This window comes from Streptomyces malaysiensis subsp. samsunensis (assembly GCF_024519315.1).
GTDB lineage: Bacteria > Actinomycetota > Actinomycetes > Streptomycetales > Streptomycetaceae > Streptomyces > Streptomyces malaysiensis.
On the sequence record NZ_JANIIC010000036.1, the window covers coordinates 74,431 to 95,156 of the forward strand.

The 20,726-nt window shown below is 69.4% G+C and carries 21 protein-coding genes, 1 tRNA gene and 1 pseudogene; 11 read left to right on the forward strand and 12 right to left on the reverse strand.

Translation table 11 applies throughout. The annotated features are described in order from the left end of the window. Nucleotides 1-3: 3 nt before the first annotated feature. Nucleotides 4-1,635: pseudogene (locus tag NQU54_RS28035) on the reverse strand (glycosyltransferase family 2 protein). 397 nt (nucleotides 1,636-2,032) lie between these two features. Further along, on the reverse strand, nucleotides 2,033-2,713 hold the full coding sequence (locus NQU54_RS28040) for a FadR/GntR family transcriptional regulator (RefSeq protein WP_257633510.1): 681 nt from the start codon (nucleotides 2,711-2,713) through the stop codon (nucleotides 2,033-2,035). A gap of 864 nt (nucleotides 2,714-3,577) precedes the next feature. Between NQU54_RS28040 and NQU54_RS28045 the strand changes: the two genes are divergently transcribed. Beyond that, a complete protein-coding gene (locus tag NQU54_RS28045) occupies nucleotides 3,578-4,168 on the forward strand; it encodes a choice-of-anchor C family protein (protein WP_257633511.1) in 591 nt (196 codons plus the stop codon). Between the two features lie 115 nt (nucleotides 4,169-4,283). On the opposite strand, the gene NQU54_RS28050 is transcribed toward NQU54_RS28045, so the two are convergent. Then, on the reverse strand, nucleotides 4,284-4,748 hold the full coding sequence (locus NQU54_RS28050) for a hypothetical protein (RefSeq protein ID WP_257633512.1): 465 nt from the start codon (nucleotides 4,746-4,748) through the stop codon (nucleotides 4,284-4,286). A gap of 99 nt (nucleotides 4,749-4,847) precedes the next feature. Next, on the reverse strand, nucleotides 4,848-5,483 hold the full coding sequence (locus tag NQU54_RS28055) for a TMEM175 family protein (RefSeq protein ID WP_257633513.1): 636 nt from the start codon (nucleotides 5,481-5,483) through the stop codon (nucleotides 4,848-4,850). A gap of 178 nt (nucleotides 5,484-5,661) precedes the next feature. Between NQU54_RS28055 and NQU54_RS28060 the strand changes: the two genes are divergently transcribed. Then, complete coding sequence (locus tag NQU54_RS28060) at nucleotides 5,662-6,084, forward strand: hypothetical protein (protein WP_257633514.1); 423 nt, start codon at nucleotides 5,662-5,664, stop codon at nucleotides 6,082-6,084. Between the two features lie 42 nt (nucleotides 6,085-6,126). Here NQU54_RS28060 and NQU54_RS28065 read toward each other — a convergent pair whose 3' ends face one another. Next, nucleotides 6,127-6,693 carry a PadR family transcriptional regulator gene (locus NQU54_RS28065; RefSeq protein ID WP_257633515.1) on the reverse strand — a complete coding sequence of 189 codons (567 nt, stop codon included), beginning with the start codon at nucleotides 6,691-6,693 and terminating at the stop codon, nucleotides 6,127-6,129. A gap of 112 nt (nucleotides 6,694-6,805) precedes the next feature. Beyond that, nucleotides 6,806-6,882: transfer RNA gene (locus NQU54_RS28070), tRNA-Lys, on the reverse strand. Between the two features lie 161 nt (nucleotides 6,883-7,043). Here NQU54_RS28070 and NQU54_RS28075 point away from each other — a divergent pair. After that, nucleotides 7,044-7,637, forward strand: a complete 594-nt coding sequence (locus NQU54_RS28075; RefSeq protein WP_257633516.1) for a lytic polysaccharide monooxygenase auxiliary activity family 9 protein — start codon at nucleotides 7,044-7,046, stop codon at nucleotides 7,635-7,637. 52 nt (nucleotides 7,638-7,689) lie between these two features. On the opposite strand, the gene NQU54_RS28080 is transcribed toward NQU54_RS28075, so the two are convergent. Continuing rightward, the gene (locus NQU54_RS28080; RefSeq protein ID WP_257633517.1) at nucleotides 7,690-7,899 is read right to left on the reverse strand and encodes a DUF397 domain-containing protein; all 210 of its coding nucleotides are present in this window, start codon (nucleotides 7,897-7,899) and stop codon (nucleotides 7,690-7,692) included. A 17-nt stretch (nucleotides 7,900-7,916) separates the two neighbouring features. Next, on the reverse strand, nucleotides 7,917-8,801 hold the full coding sequence (locus NQU54_RS28085; protein WP_257633518.1) for a DUF5753 domain-containing protein: 885 nt from the start codon (nucleotides 8,799-8,801) through the stop codon (nucleotides 7,917-7,919). Between the two features lie 154 nt (nucleotides 8,802-8,955). Here NQU54_RS28085 and NQU54_RS28090 point away from each other — a divergent pair, with 154 nt between their 5' ends. From NQU54_RS28090 to NQU54_RS28115, 6 genes are all read left to right on the forward strand, one after another. Further along, nucleotides 8,956-9,357, forward strand: a complete 402-nt coding sequence (locus NQU54_RS28090; RefSeq protein WP_257633519.1) for an ATP-binding protein — start codon at nucleotides 8,956-8,958, stop codon at nucleotides 9,355-9,357. A 49-nt stretch (nucleotides 9,358-9,406) separates the two neighbouring features. Then, nucleotides 9,407-9,796, forward strand: a complete 390-nt coding sequence (locus tag NQU54_RS28095) for a hypothetical protein (RefSeq protein ID WP_257633520.1) — start codon at nucleotides 9,407-9,409, stop codon at nucleotides 9,794-9,796. A 415-nt stretch (nucleotides 9,797-10,211) separates the two neighbouring features. Further along, a complete protein-coding gene (locus NQU54_RS28100; protein ID WP_257633521.1) occupies nucleotides 10,212-11,006 on the forward strand; it encodes a helix-turn-helix domain-containing protein in 795 nt (264 codons plus the stop codon). A gap of 53 nt (nucleotides 11,007-11,059) precedes the next feature. Next, the gene (locus NQU54_RS28105; protein WP_257633522.1) at nucleotides 11,060-11,962 is read left to right on the forward strand and encodes a helix-turn-helix transcriptional regulator; all 903 of its coding nucleotides are present in this window, start codon (nucleotides 11,060-11,062) and stop codon (nucleotides 11,960-11,962) included. A gap of 488 nt (nucleotides 11,963-12,450) precedes the next feature. Further along, a complete protein-coding gene (locus tag NQU54_RS28110) occupies nucleotides 12,451-13,014 on the forward strand; it encodes an ABC transporter permease (protein ID WP_237288278.1) in 564 nt (187 codons plus the stop codon). Nucleotides 13,015-13,041: 27 nt separating this feature from the next. Continuing rightward, nucleotides 13,042-14,091: an ABC transporter substrate-binding protein gene (locus tag NQU54_RS28115; protein ID WP_232639792.1), complete on the forward strand. Its 1,050-nt coding sequence runs from the start codon at nucleotides 13,042-13,044 to the stop codon at nucleotides 14,089-14,091. A gap of 28 nt (nucleotides 14,092-14,119) precedes the next feature. Here NQU54_RS28115 and NQU54_RS28120 read toward each other — a convergent pair whose 3' ends face one another. The 4 genes from NQU54_RS28120 to NQU54_RS28135 all read right to left on the reverse strand — a co-directional run bounded on the left by NQU54_RS28120 (nucleotide 14,120) and on the right by NQU54_RS28135 (nucleotide 19,068). Continuing rightward, nucleotides 14,120-15,442, reverse strand: coding sequence for an MFS transporter (locus NQU54_RS28120; RefSeq protein WP_257633523.1), 1,323 nt, complete (start codon nucleotides 15,440-15,442; stop codon nucleotides 14,120-14,122). Then, nucleotides 15,439-16,221 (reverse strand): LLM class F420-dependent oxidoreductase, encoded by a 783-nt coding sequence (locus tag NQU54_RS28125; RefSeq protein WP_257633524.1) that lies wholly within the window; start codon nucleotides 16,219-16,221, stop codon nucleotides 15,439-15,441. The genes NQU54_RS28120 and NQU54_RS28125 overlap by 4 nt, the downstream gene beginning before the upstream one ends. Nucleotides 16,222-16,410: 189 nt before the next feature. Continuing rightward, a complete protein-coding gene (locus NQU54_RS28130) occupies nucleotides 16,411-17,427 on the reverse strand; it encodes a zinc-dependent alcohol dehydrogenase (RefSeq protein ID WP_069863818.1) in 1,017 nt (338 codons plus the stop codon). 75 nt (nucleotides 17,428-17,502) lie between these two features. Continuing rightward, nucleotides 17,503-19,068: an MFS transporter gene (locus NQU54_RS28135; RefSeq protein WP_257633525.1), complete on the reverse strand. Its 1,566-nt coding sequence runs from the start codon at nucleotides 19,066-19,068 to the stop codon at nucleotides 17,503-17,505. Nucleotides 19,069-19,412: 344 nt separating this feature from the next. Here NQU54_RS28135 and NQU54_RS28140 point away from each other — a divergent pair, with 344 nt between their 5' ends. Together NQU54_RS28140 and NQU54_RS28145 are read left to right on the forward strand one after the other, a co-directional pair. Then, complete coding sequence (locus NQU54_RS28140; RefSeq protein ID WP_257633526.1) at nucleotides 19,413-20,162, forward strand: helix-turn-helix transcriptional regulator; 750 nt, start codon at nucleotides 19,413-19,415, stop codon at nucleotides 20,160-20,162. 289 nt (nucleotides 20,163-20,451) lie between these two features. Beyond that, nucleotides 20,452-20,703, forward strand: coding sequence for an acyl carrier protein (locus tag NQU54_RS28145; RefSeq protein WP_069863824.1), 252 nt, complete (start codon nucleotides 20,452-20,454; stop codon nucleotides 20,701-20,703). Nucleotides 20,704-20,726 lie beyond the last annotated feature (23 nt).

Here is a 20,726-nt window from a genome sequence, read left to right on the forward strand (position 1 = left end):
TTCTTATCGTCCCCCAAGGGCGGGCTGCGTGTTCCGTTTCTCCCGGCGGACGGTCCACCGCCAGGCGATGATCGGGGCGGCTGCGACAGCCAGGGCAAGTGATGCCCAAACGGTCATCGCTGGATGACTGTGGCCGAAGTAGAAGGAAGAGGCGAGCGACCCGCCGAAGATCACCAGGAAGAAAAGATGGATCTGGAAGGTGCCGAAGAGGGTGTCGGGGCTCGCGGAGTCGCCCTTCGGCGTCACCACGAAGCGGCTCTTGCGGCGCAGCACGGTATCGAGCAGCGAGCGGGCGTAAATGGGCGCGGCCAGCGCAGACATGACCATTCCGGCTACTCCGCCGGAGCCCTCCGGCTCATGGGGAGAAACGTTGTGTCGCCGGTTCCAGACGTAGAGGCCGATCTGGAGTGCGGAGACATTGCCGTAGAGCATCATCCAGATGGCGGGGTCGATCTCGACACCGGAGGCGCCGAAGCCCAGGAACAGCGCGCAGCTCAGCGCGGCAAGGATCCAGTTGAGCGCCGACATCGGATAGAAGATCATCAGCAGGGAGTAGTTGAAGAGCCTGCCGGGCGGCAGCGAGAACGGCGCCTTCCAGAGTTGTTTGACGATCGTCTCGTAGGTCCCGCGTGACCAGCGCAGCTGCTGGGTGAAGAAGTCCGTCCAGGCGTTCGGCCCCTCTCCGACCGCCAGCACATCGGGGGTGTAGACCGACCCCCAGGCGCGGCCGGTGACCGGATTGCGGTGCCGGTGCAGTTCGAATCCGGTGGCCATGTCCTCGGTGATCGAGTCGTACAGCCCGCCGATCGCCTTGATGGCGCTGATCCGCACCGCGTTGTTGGTGCCCACGAACATCGGGGCCCGGGGTACGCGTTCCCCGCCCGCTGGATCAGCGCGTGGAAGAGGAACTGCTGGCTCTCGGCGGCCTTGGTGACGGCCGCGTCGTAGTTGCCGTAGACCTGTGGGCCGACGACGAAGGCGATGTCCGGATCGCGGAAGTAGCCGAGCAGCCGCTCCAGATAGTTGGGCAGCGGCACATGGTCGGTGTCGACGGAGGCGAAGAAGTCGCACTCATCGCCGTGCGCGTCCAGCCAGGCGTTGTAGTTGCCGTGTTTGGTCCTGGCGCGGTGCGGGCCCTTGGGCTGGTTCCACTTCTCGACGCCCTTACGGGTGAAGTGGTAGACGTTCAGCCGCCGGCAGTGCGTTGGACGCGACGTTCATCGTCCGGAATAACTCGATCAGCCCTATCGAGACCAGCATCACCACGTCCATGACCGCGAGGACCGGGCCGGTGCCCTCCCGGCTGGTCCAGTGCGCGGGCTGCATCAGCCAGATCAGCAGCCCCAGCGAGACCAGCGGCGCGGCGCCGAGCAGCAGCGCCGCGCGGATCCGGTGCGGCTCCTGGGCGAGCAGACCGCGGTAGCGCACCCGGTACGGCGCGCCGGGTGCGGGCTGGGTCAGCGGCCCGGCGAGCCTGCTGTAGTGCTCGTAGTCGTACTTCGGCAGCGGCCGCCGCCGGGGCCGGTGGCGGTCCGGCGCGGTCTGGTGCTGCCGTGGGATGCGCAGGCGCGTGGTCGTGGACGAGTCGTACCCGCCGTACGGCGGATGTCGGGCGCCAGTCGGCGTCGACGTCATGAGTCACCCCCCCCGCGACTGCGTGCCGTCAAGTTCTGTCGGCCGCCTGGCCCCCCTTCGGCCGCAGGGGAACGATAGTGGAGGGAGCCGACCTTACGGACATAGAATGGCTACCTTCCGGATCTTTGCGTAGTAAACGAACTCGTTCCGTTCCTATCCTGCCGAGACGCGCCTCAATAGCCCTCTGGTCAGGGGAAGTTGAGGTGAAGGGCATCCACTACAGGGCTCGCAGCCCTGTTGGTGATCGCAAGTGTGAACGGTCTGTTTATCGAACAAACATGGGCAAGGGGTGGGTGTTGAGTCCCGGCTTGAAATCGGTCCATGGAGCCGCACATTGACACGGCCCCGTGCCCCCTCAGGGCGCCTTTCGTGCGGCGGCCGACTTCCGCCGATCCGCTCAGTCGCGGTGCGCAGAGCGCAGCCGGATGCGGATGTTCCCGAAGTGGTCGCGGATCGCCCCTTCGGCCCGCAGGGCGTCCCCCGAGCGCACCGACTCCAGGATCTCCCGGTGCTGCTTGCAGGTGACCTTCGGGTCGGTGGGCACGTCCACGAGGTCGGTGCGCACCCGGTGGAAGGCGTCCCAGAACGCCTCCAGCACCTCGCTCAGCAGGGTGTTGTCCAGGCTTCCGTAGAGCGCGGCGTGAAACGCCCGGTCCGTCTCGGCCCGCACCGAGCCCTCCGCGGCCTCCGCCTCCATCCGCCGGACGACCGCGTCCAGTTCGGCGAGATCCGCCTCCGGGATCCGCCCGGCCAGCCGCGCGATCAGCCCCGTCTCCACGGCCTCGCGCAGCTCCAGCAGCTCCAGCAGGCTGTCCTCGCCCCGGTAGTGCCCGGCGACGGTACGGAAGATCAGCCCCTCGATCATCGGCGCCATCGACATGGGCCCGACATACGTCCCGAAGCCGTGCCGGATCTCCACGATCCCCATCGCCTGAAGCGCCTTGAGCGCCTCCCGTACGGAGTTGCGGCTCACGCCGAGCAGCTCCATCAGCTCGGTCTCGGTGGGCAGCGGGGCGCCCGAGGGAAGCCGCTGGTCGACGATCAGCCGCTTGATGCGTTCCTGGATGTCGTTCGTCATCCCCCGTGAATGGGAATGCGAATGTGAGTGCGCCGCCACCGCCACCTCCGATCCGAACAGCTTAGCGGCGGGGGTGCGAGCAGGTCAGATGTGTGGGGTGAAGGCCGCCCGGGCTACGGGGGCCTGCTTCTGGTCGAGGTGCTCGCGGGTTGCGTTGAGGCGCTCGTGGGTTGCTGGGGTATCGGGGAGCGCCGGGGTCCTGGTGGGCCGGGGTCCTGGGTGAGCCGGGGTCCTGGCAAGAGCGTGTGGGTGCGGATCACCGAGGCGAGGTGGCTTTGAGCATGGGGCCGGGGGTGGGGGGCCGGGGCCTCGCCGCCGGCCGCCGGGTCCGTGGGGGTCGGTGCCGTGGCGGCTTCCGTGCCCAGGGGCCGGAGCCGATCCGGAGTGCGGGCCGCCGGGCCCCATAGCGGCCTCTCCGGGTACCCCTTCGGAAAACGCTTGATCTGAAGCAACTAATTTGTCAAACGGTTTCGAGAAGGGGGTACCCCAGGGGCGAGTGCGGCAGGTGCCAGGGTCCGGCAGTCCGGCAACGGCCTTTGCCGTGAGTGGCCTTAGCCGCTACCGGCGTGTACCCCGGCGGCCCGGCGCCCGGCGACGCAACCCACGCCCCCCACCCCCTGCCCCGCTGCTCAATTGCGCCGAAGGCGCGAGACGGCGCCGCACCCGACAGAACGGAGCAGCCCAAACCCCTCCCGCCCCCCGAAGCGTGGCTCGGTGTGATCGACCGGCGCACCAGCGGCGGCCGACCCCGGGCGCGCCACGGTGCGCCGGGGGCCGGGCCCTGGCGTGTGTCCCTCCGGTGCGGAAGATTCTGCTGCGCCATCAATTCGGTGCATTGCCGAATGTGTCGCACTGGAGGGGAACATGTCGCCTATTCGCATCTTTGTCGCATCGCTCGCCGTCGCCGGCGTGCTGGCCGGTATGGGGGCCGGCACCGCGACGGCCGCCGCCGTCAGCCGCTTCGACGACGGCAGCTTCGAGACGCCCACGGTGGGGGCCAACACGTTCGTGAACCTGGGGACCGGTGTGTCCATCGGACCGTGGAAGGTCGCGGGCGGAAACGTGGACCTGATCGGGGACGGCTTCTGGCAGGCGGCCGAGGGGAACCAGTCCGTGGACCTCAATGGTGGGGGCGCCGGCACCGTGGCGCAGACCTTCACCACGGTGCCGGGCAAGAAGTACTCCGTGACGTACTCCCTGGCGGGCAACCCGGGTGGCGGCCCGGCCGTGCGGACCGGAAAGGTGCTGGTGGACGGGCAGACCTTCCAGGACTTCAGCTTCGACGTCACAGGCAAGACGTGGACGAACATGGGCTATGTGACCCGGGAGGTGACCTTCGTGGCGCGTGGCACCTCCACGACGTTGGCGTTCGCCAGCACGAACAGCAGCGCCTACGGGCCGGTCATCGACGACGTCAGGGTCAGCTCCTGCACGCCCTGTCCCTCCTGCGACTGATCGCGTAAGGGAGCCCCCGGCGCCCCCGCGCGCCGGGGGCTCCCCGGTTCTCCCCGGTTCTCCCCGGTTCTCCCCGGTTCTCCCCGGTTCTCCCCGGTTCTCCGCGCAACTTCGCTCAGGTGACCACGCGCCGCCCGCGGGCCACGACGGATACCGCGCCCGTGCCGATGGCCAGGACGAAGGCGATGGTCATCGCCGGGTTGACGTATCCGGGGACCGCGGCGTCATAACTCCCGCCCTCGTCGAGATGGCAGGTGAAGCGGAGGGGAAGATAGTGCGCCTCATAGCGGTCGACCTGGGCCGCCTTGACCGCCCCGCCCGCCTTGGCGCACTCCTCGCGCATGTTGTCGTTCTCCATGAACATCACATGGAGCGCGCCCCATATGTACAGGGCGACGGCCGCGCAGACGGACAGCAGGGCGGTCCCCCCGAGCCATTCGTCCCGCGTCTTCCGGCGGCCGGTGCGCTTGGCGATGCCCGAGCCGAGCATGCCGATCAGGGTGAAGATGACGATGACGCCGATCAGGCAGATGAAGAGCAGCAGGATCGAGTCGTGCCCGCCAGCCGAATCGGCCGCCATGGATGAAGGGGATGAAGGTGCTTCGCTCACCGCGTCATCCTGTTGTATTTCTCGAAGATGCAGTAGAGGGGCTGGCGCCCCGGCGGCGGGGAAGGTCCGTCAAGAAGCGGTCCACGCCGCGTGCTTATGCCTTCTGGTGTGGTGCCATGCGAGGCGGAACCGCACGGGAACGGCCAGCAGCCAGCAGTACTCCGCCGTGTCGGGCGAGACCATCGCCACCGGCACCGAGCTTCCGAAGACGATCGCGACACCCACCGCCTGCTGGAGCGACTGGGCGATCAGCGGGCGCGGAACGTCGCTGTCGCACAGGCCGGGGTGGCCGAGGAGGCGGATCGCCATCGCCGTGATCAGCAGAGCGGCCAGGGTGATCGTGCCGGCGTGCAGCGAGGTCGCGATCGCGTTGCTGTGGTACTCCGTGATGATCTTCGTCGGAAACGGCAGCGCGGCGACGAGGGCCATCAGCGTCAGGTCCAGGTAGAGCAGTGGACCGTCCACCACCTTGGCCATGCGGAACAGCCGGTGATGGGAGATCCACAGCGCCCCGACCACGACAAAGCTGAGCAGATACCCGGCGACGGACGGAAGCGCCTCCTCCTCCAGGGCGTGCCCGAGTTCGGCTGCGGGGAGGTCCTCGGGGACCGTGATCTCCAGGGCGAGGAGCGTGATGGCGATGGCGAAGACCGCATCGGCGAACGCTCGTATCCGCTCGACGTCGATTCCGTGCAGAGGTCTCACTGCCAGGGGCTCCTGATTCATCGGGTCCGGTCGCTCGGGCGTCGTTCCGCCCGTGACCCGTGGGACTCTGCATATTACGTACCTGACATGTCAAACTGATCACTGCCTCGTCTTTGAGCTGGTCCAACCGAGCACCAATAGCTTTGACATGTCGAAGTTGACATGTAGGTTGAAGTGTATGAGCCTCTTCGAGGTCTTGGCCGCCGAGGCGGCCGTGGCGGCCCTCATCGCCCGCCAATTGCGTGGCGAGGGGCTCACCGGCCGACGGCTGATGCTGCTGCCCGTGGTCCTCACAGTGATCGGCATGGCCGACCTGAGCCGGCACGGCCGCCATCCGAATCGGCTCGGGCGGGCGCTCGTCCTCGTCCCGCGTGTGATGTCCTCCGGTATGGAGTTCACCCCGGAGCGGGACGGCAGGGCGTTCCCGGAGCAGGTGTCCCAGCGGTTCGCGCCCCCGCCGCTGGACGACGAGGCCCCAGCGCGACCGGGAGGCGTCCGCCGGGCGGCGCCGTACGCCGGTGGGTATCAGGGCGTTCGGCTGGATCTCATGCGCGGCCGCGGACAGCGGCGCCGGGCGCGCCGGTTCGGCGGCTGGAGATGACGGCCCGCGGGGCTCATGGTGATGAGCTCGCGCGACAGCGGGTCACCGTTGGCGCGGCGACCCGCTGTCGTCTCCCGTGGACCCCTGGCGCTTGTTGACGTGCTCGATCGCCCATAGCGCCCAGTCGCGCAGGGCCTGGTACTGGCGCAGGCCGTACTCCGAGGCGAGCTGTCCGAGGACGTCGAGGCCCTCCGGGGGCTCGACGTCCCGCTTCTCGCGGAGCGCGCGGAGTTCGGACATGCGTCCCTCGGCGTGTTCGACGACGTCGCGCAGTGCGGTGACGGTCTCGTTCGGCTCCAGCGCTTCGAGCAGGAACAGCCGCAGGACCTGCTCGTTGCGCACCACGCCCTGCCCCCATGGCGAGAGCAGCCACTCCCTCAGCTCCTCGCGGCCCTTGTCCGTCACCGCGTAGGTCCGGCTTCGGCGGGCGCCCTCGTGCGTCACCTCGACGAGCCCTTGCTCCGCCATTCGAATCAGCTCGGGGTAGACGCTGGTGTGGCCGGCCTGCCAGGCGTACCGACCGAGGTCGCGCTCGAACTCCTTGCTCAGTTCGTAGCCGCTCGCGGGCTCGATGGCGAGGAGGCCCAGCAGTGCGTGCGACAGAGACATAAGCGCATCTTACGGGGGTGATCCGCGGCCACCGGCGGCCGCGGCCCTTGATCGTCAAACGCCGATGGGCGCCCTCGGAAACCAAGGACGCCCAGGTCAGCGACATAAGCACTGGTGCGCCGCCAGGGACTCGAACCCCGGACCCGCTGATTAAGAGTCAGCTGCTCTAACCAACTGAGCTAGCGGCGCCCGCTGACGTGCAAATCTTACCCGACCCCGGAGGGTGCTCAGGCCGTCTCAACCCCGCGCCATTGGTATGGACATGACTATTACCCCTGGATACTCTCAACTTGGTCTAGACCGCCGTGCACGGCTCGTCGAAGCACTCCCCACGTCTTCAGGAGCGAAGCATGCGCAAGAAGATCAGCGCCGCCGTCATCGGCATCGGTCTCGCGGCGATCTCCGTCCTCGCGACCGGCGGCAGCGCCTCCAGCCACGGCTACACCGACTCGCCCATCAGCCGCCAGAAGCTGTGCGCCAACGGCACGGTGACGGGCTGCGGCGACATCCAGTGGGAACCCCAGAGCGTCGAGGGCCCGAAGGGCTTCCCGGCGGGCGGTCCCGCGGACGGTTCGATCTGCGCGGGCGGCAACAGCCGGTTCTCGCAGCTCGACGACCCGCGGGGTGGCGGCTGGCCCACGACCAGGCTGACCGCCGGGCAGAGCTACACCTTCAACTGGCGGTTCACGGCCTCCCACGCGACCACGGACTTCAAGTACTACATCACCAAGAACGGCTGGAACCCCAGCCAGAAGCTCACCCGTGCGAGCCTGGATCCCCAACCCTTCCTGACCGTGCCGTACAACGGCCAGCGCCCGCCGTCCACGCTCTCCCACTCGGGGGCCATCCCGAGCGGTAAGACCGGCAGACACCTGATCCTCGCCGTGTGGACCGTCGCGGACACCTCGAACGCCTTCTACGCCTGCTCCGACGTCCAGTTCTGACGTCGCCGGTGTGGTGCCGTCCAAGGGCGGCACCACACCTCAGGGGTCACGGTCAGACGTTCAGCGCGCCCGCCTTCGCGCTCCGGACGAAGGCGGCCAGGACCGCCGGCACGGTGGTCAGAACGGTGCCGGGGTCGTCGCTCTCCCGCAGCCGGACGCGGCTGCCGGCGGCGGCGACCTCGACGCACTGGCCCTCGCCCACGGAGTAGGACGACTTGCGCCAGTGGAGGTGGCGATGCGTGGTCATTGCAGAGGTGTTCATATGTGGGGCCCTCTTTCTCATACCAGACCAGCGATGAGGGCCTTCGTCGCATCCGTGGACAGTGCGCAGTCCACGATATGGCCGAAGGCGTCGGCGAAGACGGTGACGTCGTCGACTCCTTCGACGTACGAGGGGCCGAGCAGGTTCTCCTGCGTGACCACATCCGGCATCGGGCCCGGGAAGGCCACGAGTGTGAACGCGCCCGCGTCCCCGGGGTTGGGCGCCGTGTCGATCGGCATCACCTGAAGCGTGACCGTGGGCCAGTCGGCCACGTCCAGCAGTCGTCGCAGCTGAGCGGCCATGACGCCGGGCCGGCCGGTGAACCGGCGGCGCAGCGCCGCCTCGTGGATGACGGCCCACAGCCGCAGCGGATGGCAGGTGCGGGTGAGGACGGCCTGGCGGGCCAGGCGCACCTCGGCGAGGGCGTCGACCTCGGCGGCGGTACGGGCCACGGTGTTCGCCGCGATGGTCTCGCGGGCGTAGTCGGCCGTCTGGAGCAGACCGGGGACGACCAGCGGGGCGTAGTCACGGACGCTCTCCGCGTCGCTCTCCAGCGAGATGTAGTCGGCGTAGGCGGGCGCGACGACACCGCGATAGGTCTGCCACCAGCCGCGTTTGCCCGCGTCCTTGGCCAGTCCCTCCAAGGCGATACGGGTGCCCGGGTCGGTGACGGCATAGGCCCTCAGCAGGGTTTCGACCTCGGTGGTGCGGATCGTGGCGTTGGCGTTCTCGATCCGGGAGAGCTTCGGCGCGGTCCAGCGGCGGGCGTCGGTCGATCCGTTCGCGGTCGCGTTGAGCGCATCGGCCGCCGCGTCCAGTGTCATCCCCGCTTCGATGCGCAACTGTCGCAGCGTGGACCCCAGGCGCCTGCGCCGAACGGTGGGCACTGGCTGGTAGGACATGTCGCCAGTCTGTCGTATCGCCAACTACGCCTACCAGCCCGGCATATGCCAGTCTTGTGCGACTGGGTCGAAACATTGCGAGTGGGACGTCCCATAGGCCAGGATCGCTAGGGGACGCGGCAGCGCGCCGTGCTTTGGAGGAGCCCCGGATCATATGGCTGAGAACATCTCGCAGCGATACGAACTGCGCCTCCGTGCCCATCCGCGGATCCTCGCGGACATACGCCGTGCCGTGGCGGCGCGGCTGCGGCTGTGGGGGCGTGAGGAGCTGATCAGCGCGGCGGGGATGTGCGTCACCGAGCTGCTGTCCAACGTCCATAAGCACGCGGCCTCTCCCGAATGCGTCCTCACCCTGGAGAACCTTCCGCACGGGATCCAGGCGGCGGTCGGCGACACCGAGTCCGCGCTGCCCGTCGTCAAGGAGCCGGACTTCCTCTCCGAGAGCGGCCGGGGGATGTTCCTGCTGAGCAAGACCGCCCATGCGTGGGGCACGGATCTCACCCCGACGGGCAAGACGGTCTGGTTCACCCTGCACGCGGAAGCGGTGGAACCGTGAGCGGCGGCGCCGGTAGCGTGGGGCTCCGGTCGAGGGCAGGGGGTGGGCCATGGACCCGGTGACGGCGGGAGCGTTGGTCACGGCGGTCAACGCGGCGGCGTCGGGCGCCGGTGGCGAGGCCGGGCGGCGGGCCCTGGAGTCCTTCGGCGCGCTGGTCCGCAGGGTACTGCGGCGGGGCGAGGGCGAACCGGCCGGTGAGCCGGAGCCGGTCGCGATTCCGTACGACGACGGCGACCGGCTGCGTCAGTTGGCCGATCTGCTGGTCGAACGGGCCCGGCGGGACTCGGAGTTCGGCCGTGACCTGGCCGCCTGGATGCGTGAGCACGGCGAACCGGCCGGGGCGGCGGGGGCCGTGCACAACAGCGTCTCGGGCGACGCCCGTATCACCGGGCCGGTCATCCAGGGACGGGACTTCCACGGGCCGATCAACTTCGGCTGAAGCCGGCGGCCACCGCCGGACGGGGGCGTGGGCACCCGGTGCGAGCTGGCAGCAACCGGACACTGGTCCCCACTCCGCGTCGTCGAACCCGGCCGGATCGCTGCGGTCCGTAGCCCCGCCTCGTCCGGGCGGCACACTCACCGGTAACTTGTGGACATGCGCCTCCGGCGCATCGGTGGCGCCACCGCATGGCGCGCGCTACCGCACGCGGCTTTGTCAACTCTTTACCTCACGCCCCGCGTTGACGTGGTCGCTGTGTGCGAATTAGTGTCGTCATGGATTTCGCACAATGCTGCCCGCGCATTTCGGGGCAGAGGAATTGACGAGAATCAGGCCGGTATTCGCATAACCAGGTCACTGTCGCCCGGCAGGGGAAGTCATGGTTGGTCTTGTGAGGGTGTCCGAGCCTTCTCCCATGAGCACGGAGAGCACGGAGACTCCCTCGTCAGGCGCCATCGACTATGTCGAGCACGCGCTGCTGGCCGCCCGTGATCTGATCGAGTCGACGGTCACCCGGCACCGCAGGGAGCTGGCCCAGGACTCCTGGGCGGGGACGGCTCTGGGGAAGGTGCCGCTCGCCGAGGTCGTCGACACGCTGGTCGACTGCGCCGAGCGGACCGTCAGCGTGGTGCTGCCGGGGAACGAGGAGCAGACGCGGGCCGTCTGCGCCGCGCTCGCCCGCCCCGCCAGGGGGGCCCGGCGCGCCGTGGTCGTACGGCTGTTGTGCGAGGAGCGGGTGCTGGAATCGAGCGCGGTACGGGCGCTGGCGCGCACCGATCCGCGGTGCGAGATCCGGATCAGCGACGGCGGACTGCCGGCGTTACCCGAGGCGCTGCTCATCGACGGCGAGGTGGTCTACCTCAGACGGGGGCCGTCGGAGCCGGGGCGGGGTCCGGGACAGGCGTCGCTCGTCGAAGACCCCGCCACGGTGCGGGCCCTGGAGATGATGTTCGCCGGGACCTGGGGGAACGCCGTGGGGATCGCCGACTACCCACGGCTGGGCGGGCGGTTGTGCCCGGACTCCGTGCGGCGGATCCTGGAGTGCCTGCGCACCGGCCACACCGATGAGGTGGCGGCGCGCACGATGCAGGTCTCCCTGCGCACCTATCGCCGGTACGTGGCGGAGGTCATGCGGGAGCTGGGGGCCAACTCACGGTTCCAGGCGGGGGTGCGGGCGGTGGAACTGGGGCTGCTGCCCAGCCGTCACTGACGGTGCTCGAGACCTTGACCACGTCACGAGGCGGAAAGTGCGGGAATGCCGACATGATGGACCGCGGACGCGATCCGGGGCCGGAGGCCGCGCTCGCGGTGGACACCCTGGAGGGGACATTACGGGAGGTACGGGACCTCATTGAGTCCACGGTGGTCCAGCACCGCGCCCGGCGGGCCCGGGATGCGCGGTTCACCGAGGTGGGGGTGGAGGACGCCGCGTTCCTCGCCGCCGCCGAGGAGGTGATCGGCCAGGCGGGGCGGAGCGTGGACGCCGTCTTCCCCGAGTGCTCGGCCCGGATGGCGCCGGCGCATGCCGCGCTCGGCGCACTGCTGGAGGACCTTGGCGAGCCGGTCGGGGTGCGGGTGCTGCGCGGAAGATCGGCTCCTGGATCAGCGGTAGGAGTGGGATCCGGGGCGGGATCCGGATCAGGGCCCGGGGCGGGATCCGGGGCCACTGCCGGAGCGTCGCCGGGGCCGGTGCCACGGCCCATCCCCGGTCCCGCGTCATCCGTTTCGCCCGCCGGGGCGTCCGGCGCCGCGCACCCCGCGCAGGTGCGGATCGCGGCGGTGGCGCTGCCCACGGCGGTGATCGCCGACGGCCGGGCCGCCCTGGTGTGCACCGAGGCCGAGGAGGGACGGCAGACCTCGGTCATCGAGGACCCCGTGGTGGTCGCCACCCTGTACGGCATGTTCCGCTCCATCTGGGGCGGTGCGGTGCCCGCCGCTCGCCCGCTGGACTTCGGCAATCGCGCCCGTACCGAAATGGTGCGCCGGGTGCTGGCCCGGCTGCGCGACGGGGTCACCGACGAGGCCGCCGCCCGCGATCTGGCGATCTCGGTGCGTACGTACCGCCGCTATGTCACCGGGATCCTGGAACTGCTGGAGGCCAACTCCCGTTTCCAGGCGGGGGTGCGCGCCACTGAGCTCGGCATCCTTGGAAATACGTCCACATGATAATTTCGTTTTCCCCATCGACATTGTGATCCGGAGCGTGCTGGCGATAGGTTGCCTGCGGGCGTGCCGAGATCTGGCAACAGCCGGTAATGCAAGGGGATTTGGGGATGACCGAAGGGCACGGAAGGGGCGCGACCGCCACGGCGGGCGCGGACGGCGGGCCGAGTACGGAGGCGCCGCATTCACCCCGACCGGGACATGCGCGAAAGACCGGTGACGACGCCGGAAATGGTGAGAGACCGCGGAGCGAAGACGGTCGGAAAATGACCGCGGCGGCATCCGGCGGAGCCCTCGCCGACCGGCGGAGAACGCTGTTCCGGGGTGTGCTGCCGCCGCTTGTATTCGGGCTGTCGCTGCTTGTCGTCTGGGACATCGTGACCCGGACCGGCGCCGTTGCGGAGTTCTATCTTCCGGCTCCGCTCGACCTCGCGCGGCATTTCCTCGATGACGTGTTCCACGGTGATCTTGTCGACTACACCGAGGAGACGGTGTGGGAGGCGCTTGCGGGCAGTGGCATCGGGATCGGAGTGGCGCTGCCGCTGGGTTATCTGATCGCCCGCAGTGAGATCGCCGCCGCGGCGCTCCAGCCGTATGTGGCCGCCTCGCAGGCCATGCCCGCGGTGGCGCTGGCGCCCCTGCTGGCCCTGTGGATCGGGTACGGACTGCTGCCCATCGCGGTCCTCTGCGCGCTGCTGGTCTTCTTCCCCATCATCGTCAACACCGTGCTGGGACTGCGTTCACTGGACCCCGATGTGATGGGGGCCGCGCGGGTGGACGGGGTCGGGTGGTGGGGGATGCTCTGGTACATCGAGCTGCCGCTCGCCCTGCCCAGCGTCCTCGCGGGGGTGCGCAACGGCCTCACGCTCTCCATCACCGGCGCCGTCGTCGGCGAATTCGTGATGGGCGGCGACGGACTGGGGCAGCTGCTGTCGGTGCAGCGCCAGGAGGCCGACACCATCGGACTGTTCTCCACGCTCGTCATGCTCGGCCTTCTCGCCGCCGTCCTGTACGGAGTGGTTCGCCTGGTCGAGCGGCTCGTTCAGCGCGACTGACCAACTTTCATCCAAGAGGAGAAGTACGTGCGTTTCGTGCAGACGTCCATGAGGTGTGCCCGCAGACACCGGGTCACGGGTGCGGCCCTCGCCTCGGTGGTGGCACTGGCCACCTTGACCTCGTGCGCCGAGGAGCCGAAGGACGCGGGGGCCAAGGGCGGCGCAGGCATCACGGTGGGGCTGACCTACACCCCCAACATCCAGTTCTCCCCGTTCTATGTGGCAGCTGAAAAGGGTTACTACAAGGACGCCGGACTCAAGGTGACGCTACGTCATCACGGTGCGGCCGAAGATCTTTTCGGAGCCCTCTCCTCGGGCAAGGAAGATGTGATCTACGCGGGCGGCGACGAGATGCTCCAGGCGCGCGCCAAGAATGTGCCCGTCGTGGACATCGCCACCTTTTACCAGAAATACCCGGTGGGGCTGATCGTGCCCAAGGATTCCGAGATCCGGACCCCCGCCGACCTCAAGGGCCGGAAGATCGGCACACCCGGCCCCTTCGGCGAGACCTATTTCGGTTTGCTGGCGCTCCTCAAGGAGGGCGGCCTTTCCACCAAGGACGCCAAGGTACAGAACATCGGCTTCACCCAGCAGGCCGCCCTCACCGGAAACAAGGTCGAGGGGGTCATGGGCTATCTGAACAATGACGCCATCTCCTTCAAGGAGGCCGGTAAGGAAGTCCGCTCGATTACCCTCAACTCGGGCTCGTCGGGGGATCAGCTGGTCGGTGTGGGTCTGGGCGCCAAGAAGAAGACGCTCGACAAGCGCGGTGACGACATCAGGAAGTTCGTCGACGCCTCGTTGCGCGGATTGCGTTATGCGATCGATCACCAGGACGAGGCCATCGAGCTCAGCGAGAAGTATGTACCGGGGCTGCGCGGTGAGAAGCAGCGCGACAACGCCCGCGCCGTGCTCAAGGCCACCGCGTCGCTGATGAAGAACGACCAGGGCGAGCTGGGTGCGATCGACCCACAGACCTGGACCCGGATGGCCGACTTCATGTACGACCAGGGGCTCCTGGAGAAGACCGTCACACCTGAGGACGCCTACGACACGTCGTTCCTGCCCAAGTCGTAGGTCGGTACGCAGAGTTCCGGGTGGCTGATCAGGCGCCTGCCCGGCTGTGCAGCGCGGCGGTCACGGTGAACGCGGCCGCCGCGCCCAGCGCGAGCGCCAGCCAGCTGCCCGCCGCCGAGGCGTGGGCGACGACGAACAGCCCGATCGGCGGCCCGGAGGCCGTGCCCAGGTTCCAGGCCAGTGAGGCCAGGGCGCTCGCCCGGCCCACCGCTTCCTCGCCCGACCAGCGCAGCAGCAGCGGATAGAAGGCGGAGGAGTACATCAGCTCGCCCGCCGCGAAGACCACCGCGAAGGCCAGCAGCAGCCCGTACCGTACGGCGGCCGGGGCCGTCTCCCCGGCGAGCGCCGCACCCAGGCCGCAGCCGAACGCGATGGCCCACAGCACCGGGCCGGCCGCCAGGCCGACGGTCTCCGGCAGCCGCTCCAGGTGGCGGCGGAGCAGCGGCTGGAGGGCGATCAGGGCGAAGGAGTTGGCCGCCACCACCGTGCTGACCCAGCCCAGCGTGACCGCCATACGGTCATGCATCAGCAGCGGTACGGTCGCCTCGATCTGGGTGAAGCCGACGATCGCGAAGAGCGCCTGCGCCAGGATCAGCAGCGCCATCGGGCGGGCCCGCAGCAGGGTGCGATAGGTCGGCCCGGCCCCGGACGGCTCAGGTGGCGTCCGACGGATCTTGCCGCCTGCGGCGGGGGAAGCACCGATATGTGGCTCCGCCGCGTGGTCCGCCGGACACCCCGTAGTGGGCGCGGGCCGGGTCCGCGGCCGTACGCCCAGGATCACGGCGATCAGCGGCAGCGCCGCCAGTCCGTTGGCCAGGTACAGCCAGCGCAGCGCCCCCACCGGGGTGTCCGCGCCGTGCAGCGCGAGCCCCGCCACGACCGAACCCAGCCCGATCCCGGTGTTGTTGACGATATGCCGGATGGCGAAGGCGGCCCGGCGGCCGCTCTCGGGGACGGCCGTGTCCACGACGCCCACGATCGAGGCGTAGAAGAGCCCGAAACCGGCCCCGACGCAGATGCCCGAGGCGAGCACCAGCGCCACCGAGTCGGCCGGCGCCAGCAGCGCGTATCCGACGGCGAGCGCGGCGCCGCCCAGCGCGCCCACCCGGTGCGGGCTGCCCCGGTCCGCCAGCGGCCCGCCGGCCAGGGCGGCGGCGAAGCTGGCGGCGGCCATGGCGATGAAGTAGCCGCCGGCCGCCCGGCCGCCGAGCCCCAGCAACTGGCTGATGTAGATCGAGGTGAACGGGAAGCACAGCCCGTTGCCCAGGCTGGACAGCAGCAGGGCGCCCATGAGCAGGCCGAAGCGGCGCCCCAGGGGCGTACGGGGCGCCGTCTCGCCGAGGGCCGTCACGAGCCGAGCGCGGCGCGCACCTTGAGCAGCTCCTCGACCCTCCGCAGCTCGTACGGGGCGGGGAGGGAGAGCACCACATGGACCGCACCGGCCTCGGCGAACCCCTCGACCAGCGGCAGCTGGTCCGGGTTGATCATCACCGTACGGGCCACCCGGCCCGGGTCCCGGCCGACCCGGTCGCACCACTGGTCCAGGACGCCGCTCAGCTCGCGGAACTCGGCGACCGGGTCCTCGGAGGCCCAGCCGTACCAGTTCCACCAGTCGGCCTCGCGGGCCACCAGCTCCAGGGTGCGCCGCCGCCCGGCGCCGCCGATCAGCAGCGGAAGCGGGCCCGCGGGGCCGGGGTTGAGCTTGGCCAGCCGCTCCTTGACGGCGGTGACGGACGCGGCGAAGGCGTCCATGCGCCCGGCCGGGCCGGGGAAGGGCAGTCCGTACTCGGTGTGCTCGGCCTCGAACCAGCCCGCGCCAAGACCCAGCACCAGCCGTCCGCCGCTGAGCTGGTCGACGGTGCGGGCCATGTCCGCCAGCAGATGCGGATTGCGGAAGGCCGTGCAGCTCACCAGGGGCCCGATGGTGGCCCGCCGGGTCTCGACCGCCATCGCGGACAGCAGCGACCAGCACTCGTAGTGGCGCCCGGCGGGGTCGCCGGTGTGGGGCAGGAAGTGGTCCCAGGTCCACAGCGAGTCGACCCCGAGGGCGTCGGCCTCCCGCCACGCGGTGCGCAGCTCGGCGATTCCGGTGTGCTGGGGGTGGAGTTGCACGCCTACGCGCAGGGACACGGAGGGGAATCCTTTCGCTTGTCTCTTGATCTCTTGATCTCTTGGTCTCTTGCCGATGCGAGGGGGCTGGCCGATGCGCGAGGGGCTGGCCGATGCGCGAGAGAACTCGCCGATTCGGGCGCGGAGAGCGCCGTTCGAACGGGAACGCCGTTCGCGCGGGGAGCGCCGTACGGGCCGGGCCGCGGGCGGCTACGGCGTGACGACCACGCGGTAGACGGGCGTCTCGGCGGCCTGCTTGAGCGCCTTCTCGACCTCGTCCAGGGTGTAGCGCGCCGTCACCAGCGTCTCCAGCCGCCCCGACAGCCGCCCGCCGCGCAGCAGTTCGGCGGCGGCGCGCCAGTCGTCCGGCTCATGGCTGAAGGAGCCGGTGACGGTCAGCTGGCGGCGGTGCACCTCATAGCCGGGGAGCTCGGCGGGCGGGCCGCCGGGGCCGCCGCCGTAGAGAACGATGGTGCCGCCGTCGGCGACCGCGGCGAGGGCCGCGGCGATGGCCTCCTTGGAGGCGATGGTCACGAAGACCACATCGGCCGGGGGGAGTTGGCCGACGTCCTCGGGGGTGACGGCCGCGTCGGCGCCCGCCGCCGCGATGGCGGCCAGCCGCTGCTCGTCCCGTTCGACCACCGCGACACTGCGGGCTTTGAGCTCGGCGGCGACGGCGAGGTGGAGATGGCCCATATAGCCGGCGCCGATGACGGTGACCCGGTCCCCGGCGCGGAAGCCGCCGCGGCGCAGCGAGTGGACCACGCAGGCCAGCGGTTCGCCCATGGCGGCGACGGCGGGGTCGGTGTCGCCGACCGACCACACCCGTGACGCGGGCAGGGCGATGTATTCGGCGAGCCCCGCGCCCATGGTGATCGCGCCGTCCTCGCGCTTGTGCCCCTGGAGCGCGACACAGATGGCGGTCTGGCCGCGCCGGCAGCTGCGGCAGGCGCCGCAGCGCGGCAGTCCGTCGAGTGTGACGAGGGAGCCCACGGCGGGCATGTCCTCGAGGTCGGCGGCCTTGGCGCCGATCCGCTCGACCCAGCCGGAGATCTCATGTCCGGCGGCGGCGGGGTAGACCGTCATCCGCCCGGCGTAGAGATTGGCCTCCATGGTGCAGATGCCGCAGGCCGCGATGCGTACCAGCACCTCGGAGTCACCGATGTCGGGGTCAGGTATCTCTCTGGTCTCCACCTGGCCTGCCGCCGTGATGACAGCTGTACGCATGTGAACTGCCTTCCGGAATACGGATGTTGTGCCGGGAGGCTATGCCGGGGCGACGGGGGTGGCAAGGAAGAAAGATCACATGCTGGATCGTGCTCCGGAAGATGTCCGGCGGAAGCCCCACCAGATGATCAGGGCTCCGGCCGCGGCGGCGGCCGCGCCGACCACGGAGGCTACATGCATGGCGTGGACGAACCCCTCGTCGGCGATGTCCGACAGCCGCGGCAGCCGCATCTTCGCGCCGAGCAGCCGGGTGGCCTCGGGGGACTCCGCGGCGCTGTCGGCGGCACCGGACGGCAGCCCGCCGAGGCGCGGGGTGACCTGGTCGCGGTAGACGCTGACCAGGACGGAGCCGAGGACCGCGACCCCGAGGACCCCGCCGATCTGCCGCAGCGAGTTGTTGACGGCGGAGCCCGCGCCGGTCCGGTCGGCGGGGAGGATGGCCATGATCGCCTCGGTGGTGGGGGCGACGGCGGCGCCCATGCCCAGGCCCTGGAGGATGAGGAAGACCCAGAACAGCGGCAGTCCGCTGGTCTCGTCGAGGAAGACGTAGGCGATGAATCCGGTGGTGGCGATCAGCATGGCCGCGGTGACGACCGGGCGCACCCCGTAGGCCCGTACCAGCTTGGCCGAGAGCGGGGCGCCGAGCAGCACACCGAGTGCGACCGGGGCGATGGACAGCCCGCACTCCAGCGGGGTCTGGCCGTGGACGCCCTGGAGATAGAAGCTGGTGTAGTACATCGAGCCGTTGAGTCCGAAGAACGTGAGCATGACGGCGACGCTGGCGCCGGTGAAGCGGATGTCGCGGAAGAGCCGGACGTCGAAGCTGGGGTTGGCGACGCGCAGTTCGACCAGGACGAAGACCACGACCAGCGCCACACCTCCGGCCAGCGAGCCCACGATGGCGGGATCGGTCCAGTCGTTGCGGTGGCCGCCCTCGATGACGCCCCAGACGATGGCGAAGAGCCCGGCGGTGGAGAGCACCACGCCCAGCGGGTCGAACTTCTGCCGCACCCGGGTCACCACACCGGGCAGGAAGAGAAACGAACCGGCCACGCACAGCACCACGATCGGCACATTGACCAGGAAGACCGATCCCCACCAGAAGTGGTCGAGCAGCAGTCCGCTGAGCATCGGCCCGGTGGCGATCGCGATTCCACTGGAGCCCGACCAGATGGCGATGGCGGTGGCCCGGTGCCGCTCGTCGAAGACCTGCGCGATCAGGGCCAGGGTGGCGGGCATGATCAGGGCACTGCCGATGCCCATCGCACCGCGTGCCACGATGAGTTCGGTGGCCGAGCCGGCGTAGGCGGCCCAGGCGGAGGTAACGCCGAAGAGCACCATGCCGGTCAGGAGCAGACGGCGGTGGCCGTAGCGGTCGGCGAGCACCCCGCCGGTGAACAGCAGCACGGCGAAGACCAGGGTGTAGGAGCTGATGCTCCACTGGAGCTGGTTGGGGCTGGCACCGAGACCTTCGGTGGGGTCCGCGAGGGTCTTGAGGGCGACATTGAGCACGGTGTTGTCGAGCCACACCGCGAGTTGGGACAGGACGAGCACCGAAAGCGCGAGCCATTGCCGACCGGTGGGGGAGTGCGAGGGATCAACCTGCGTGGCATCGGTGGTCGCGGTGTTCTGTGCAGCCATGGGGGCGGCGCCTTTCGGGACCCAGGGCAAGGTGGGGGGTCCGCGTCGTATGGCAAGGGATGGCTTGCTGGCTCTGGAGGAAGTTACCAATCCGCCGAGCGGAGGCGCAGCCCCTTGCCGGCACGGGGAGGTGTCGTGGCCGGAACGCGAGGGTATTTCCCGGCGGGAAGTGTCCCATAAGGAACGATCTTCCTTGCCGTGTGCCAGGGGGCTCGTTACTGTTCCCGGAAAGGGAACGGGGGTGTCCTTTGAGCCATTTCGGAATTCAACCAAATGGGCGAGTGCCTATTGACGGATTTGACGGGGAGGCGGGTACGGGGGAAGCGGTCCGAACGGAGCCGGACATGGGGTCGGACAACCTGGAGGAGACTCTGGGTCAGGCGTTACGCCTCCTGGAGTCCGCCGTGCACCACCACCGCCGCTCCACGCTGGCCTCGGCGTCCGCCGAACTGCCGGTGGCCGGGGAGGCCGTGGCCGGGTGGGTGGCGCGGCTGGTGCTGCGCGCCGAGCGGGATGTGATCTGGAGCCTGCCGGAGGTGACGGGCGAGGATCACGCCCGGCTGGTGGCGCAGACCCTCGCCCAGCTGGCGGGCAAGGGGGTCAGGACCCGGATGCTCTGCCCGCCGGAGGTCATCCGGGGCGTGGCCTGGCAGCGCTCGGTGGGGACCGTGGCGCGGCTGGAGGTGCGTGTCACCGAGGGGGTGCGGCAGGAGCTGGTGGTCGTGGACGGCGCGGCGGTCATCGCGCCCGACGCCTCGCCGGGCGAGCCCGGCGGCTCCCGCGCCTCGATGATCCAGAACTCCACCGTGGCCGATATGCTGCACCAACTGCTGTGCGGTATGTGGGACACGGCCCAGCGCCCGATGCGGCCCCTGTCGTTCGAGGGCGGTGCGCGCGGCCGGGTGCTGCGTGAGGTGCTGACGCTGATGGCGGAGGGCTACAAGGACGACGCGGCGGCTCGCAAACTCGGCCTTTCGGTGCGTACCTACCGTCGCTATGTGGCCGACATCATGCGTGACCTCCAGGTCGAATCGCGCTTCCAGGCCGGAGTGCGCGCCGTGCGCGCCGGGCTGATGGAGTCCGAACCCGAGTAGGGGCGGGCCGCGCATCAGGAGGAGCGACAGCCGGGTTGTTGGCGGTTTGAACGTTATTGGAACGCTTCTGTCCACTGACGACCTGGCAGCTTCCTGCCGAATCCATGTTCTGACCGTGGGGTAACCGGGTGCCCTGTGCAGCTTTATGACACGTGAACTGGTCGAACGCTGGTGTTCACCGGGCACGTGACAGCTAGTGGACTCTGGGGTTGTCCCCTCCCGGACCGGCGCCTAGCGTCAGCGGGAGCTTCGTCGCTTTGCCCATGCCCGAAAATGGAGGTGCGCGGTAATGACCGCCATCGTCGAAGAGCGTCGTGAAACCATCAAGGAAATCGTTACCGATATTCTTGAGATCGACCCCGACGAGGTCACCGAGACCAGTCTCTTCAAAGAAGAGCATGACGCGGATTCACTGCGTGCCATTGAAATACTCGCGGCTTTGGAGAAGACCTTCAATGTCGTCATAGACCAGTCCGAACTTGCCCGGATGGTAAACCTCCGGGGCGTTTACGAGGTTGTCTCCGACGCGGCGGGCTGGTGACCGCCGGACCTGGCGGACTCCTC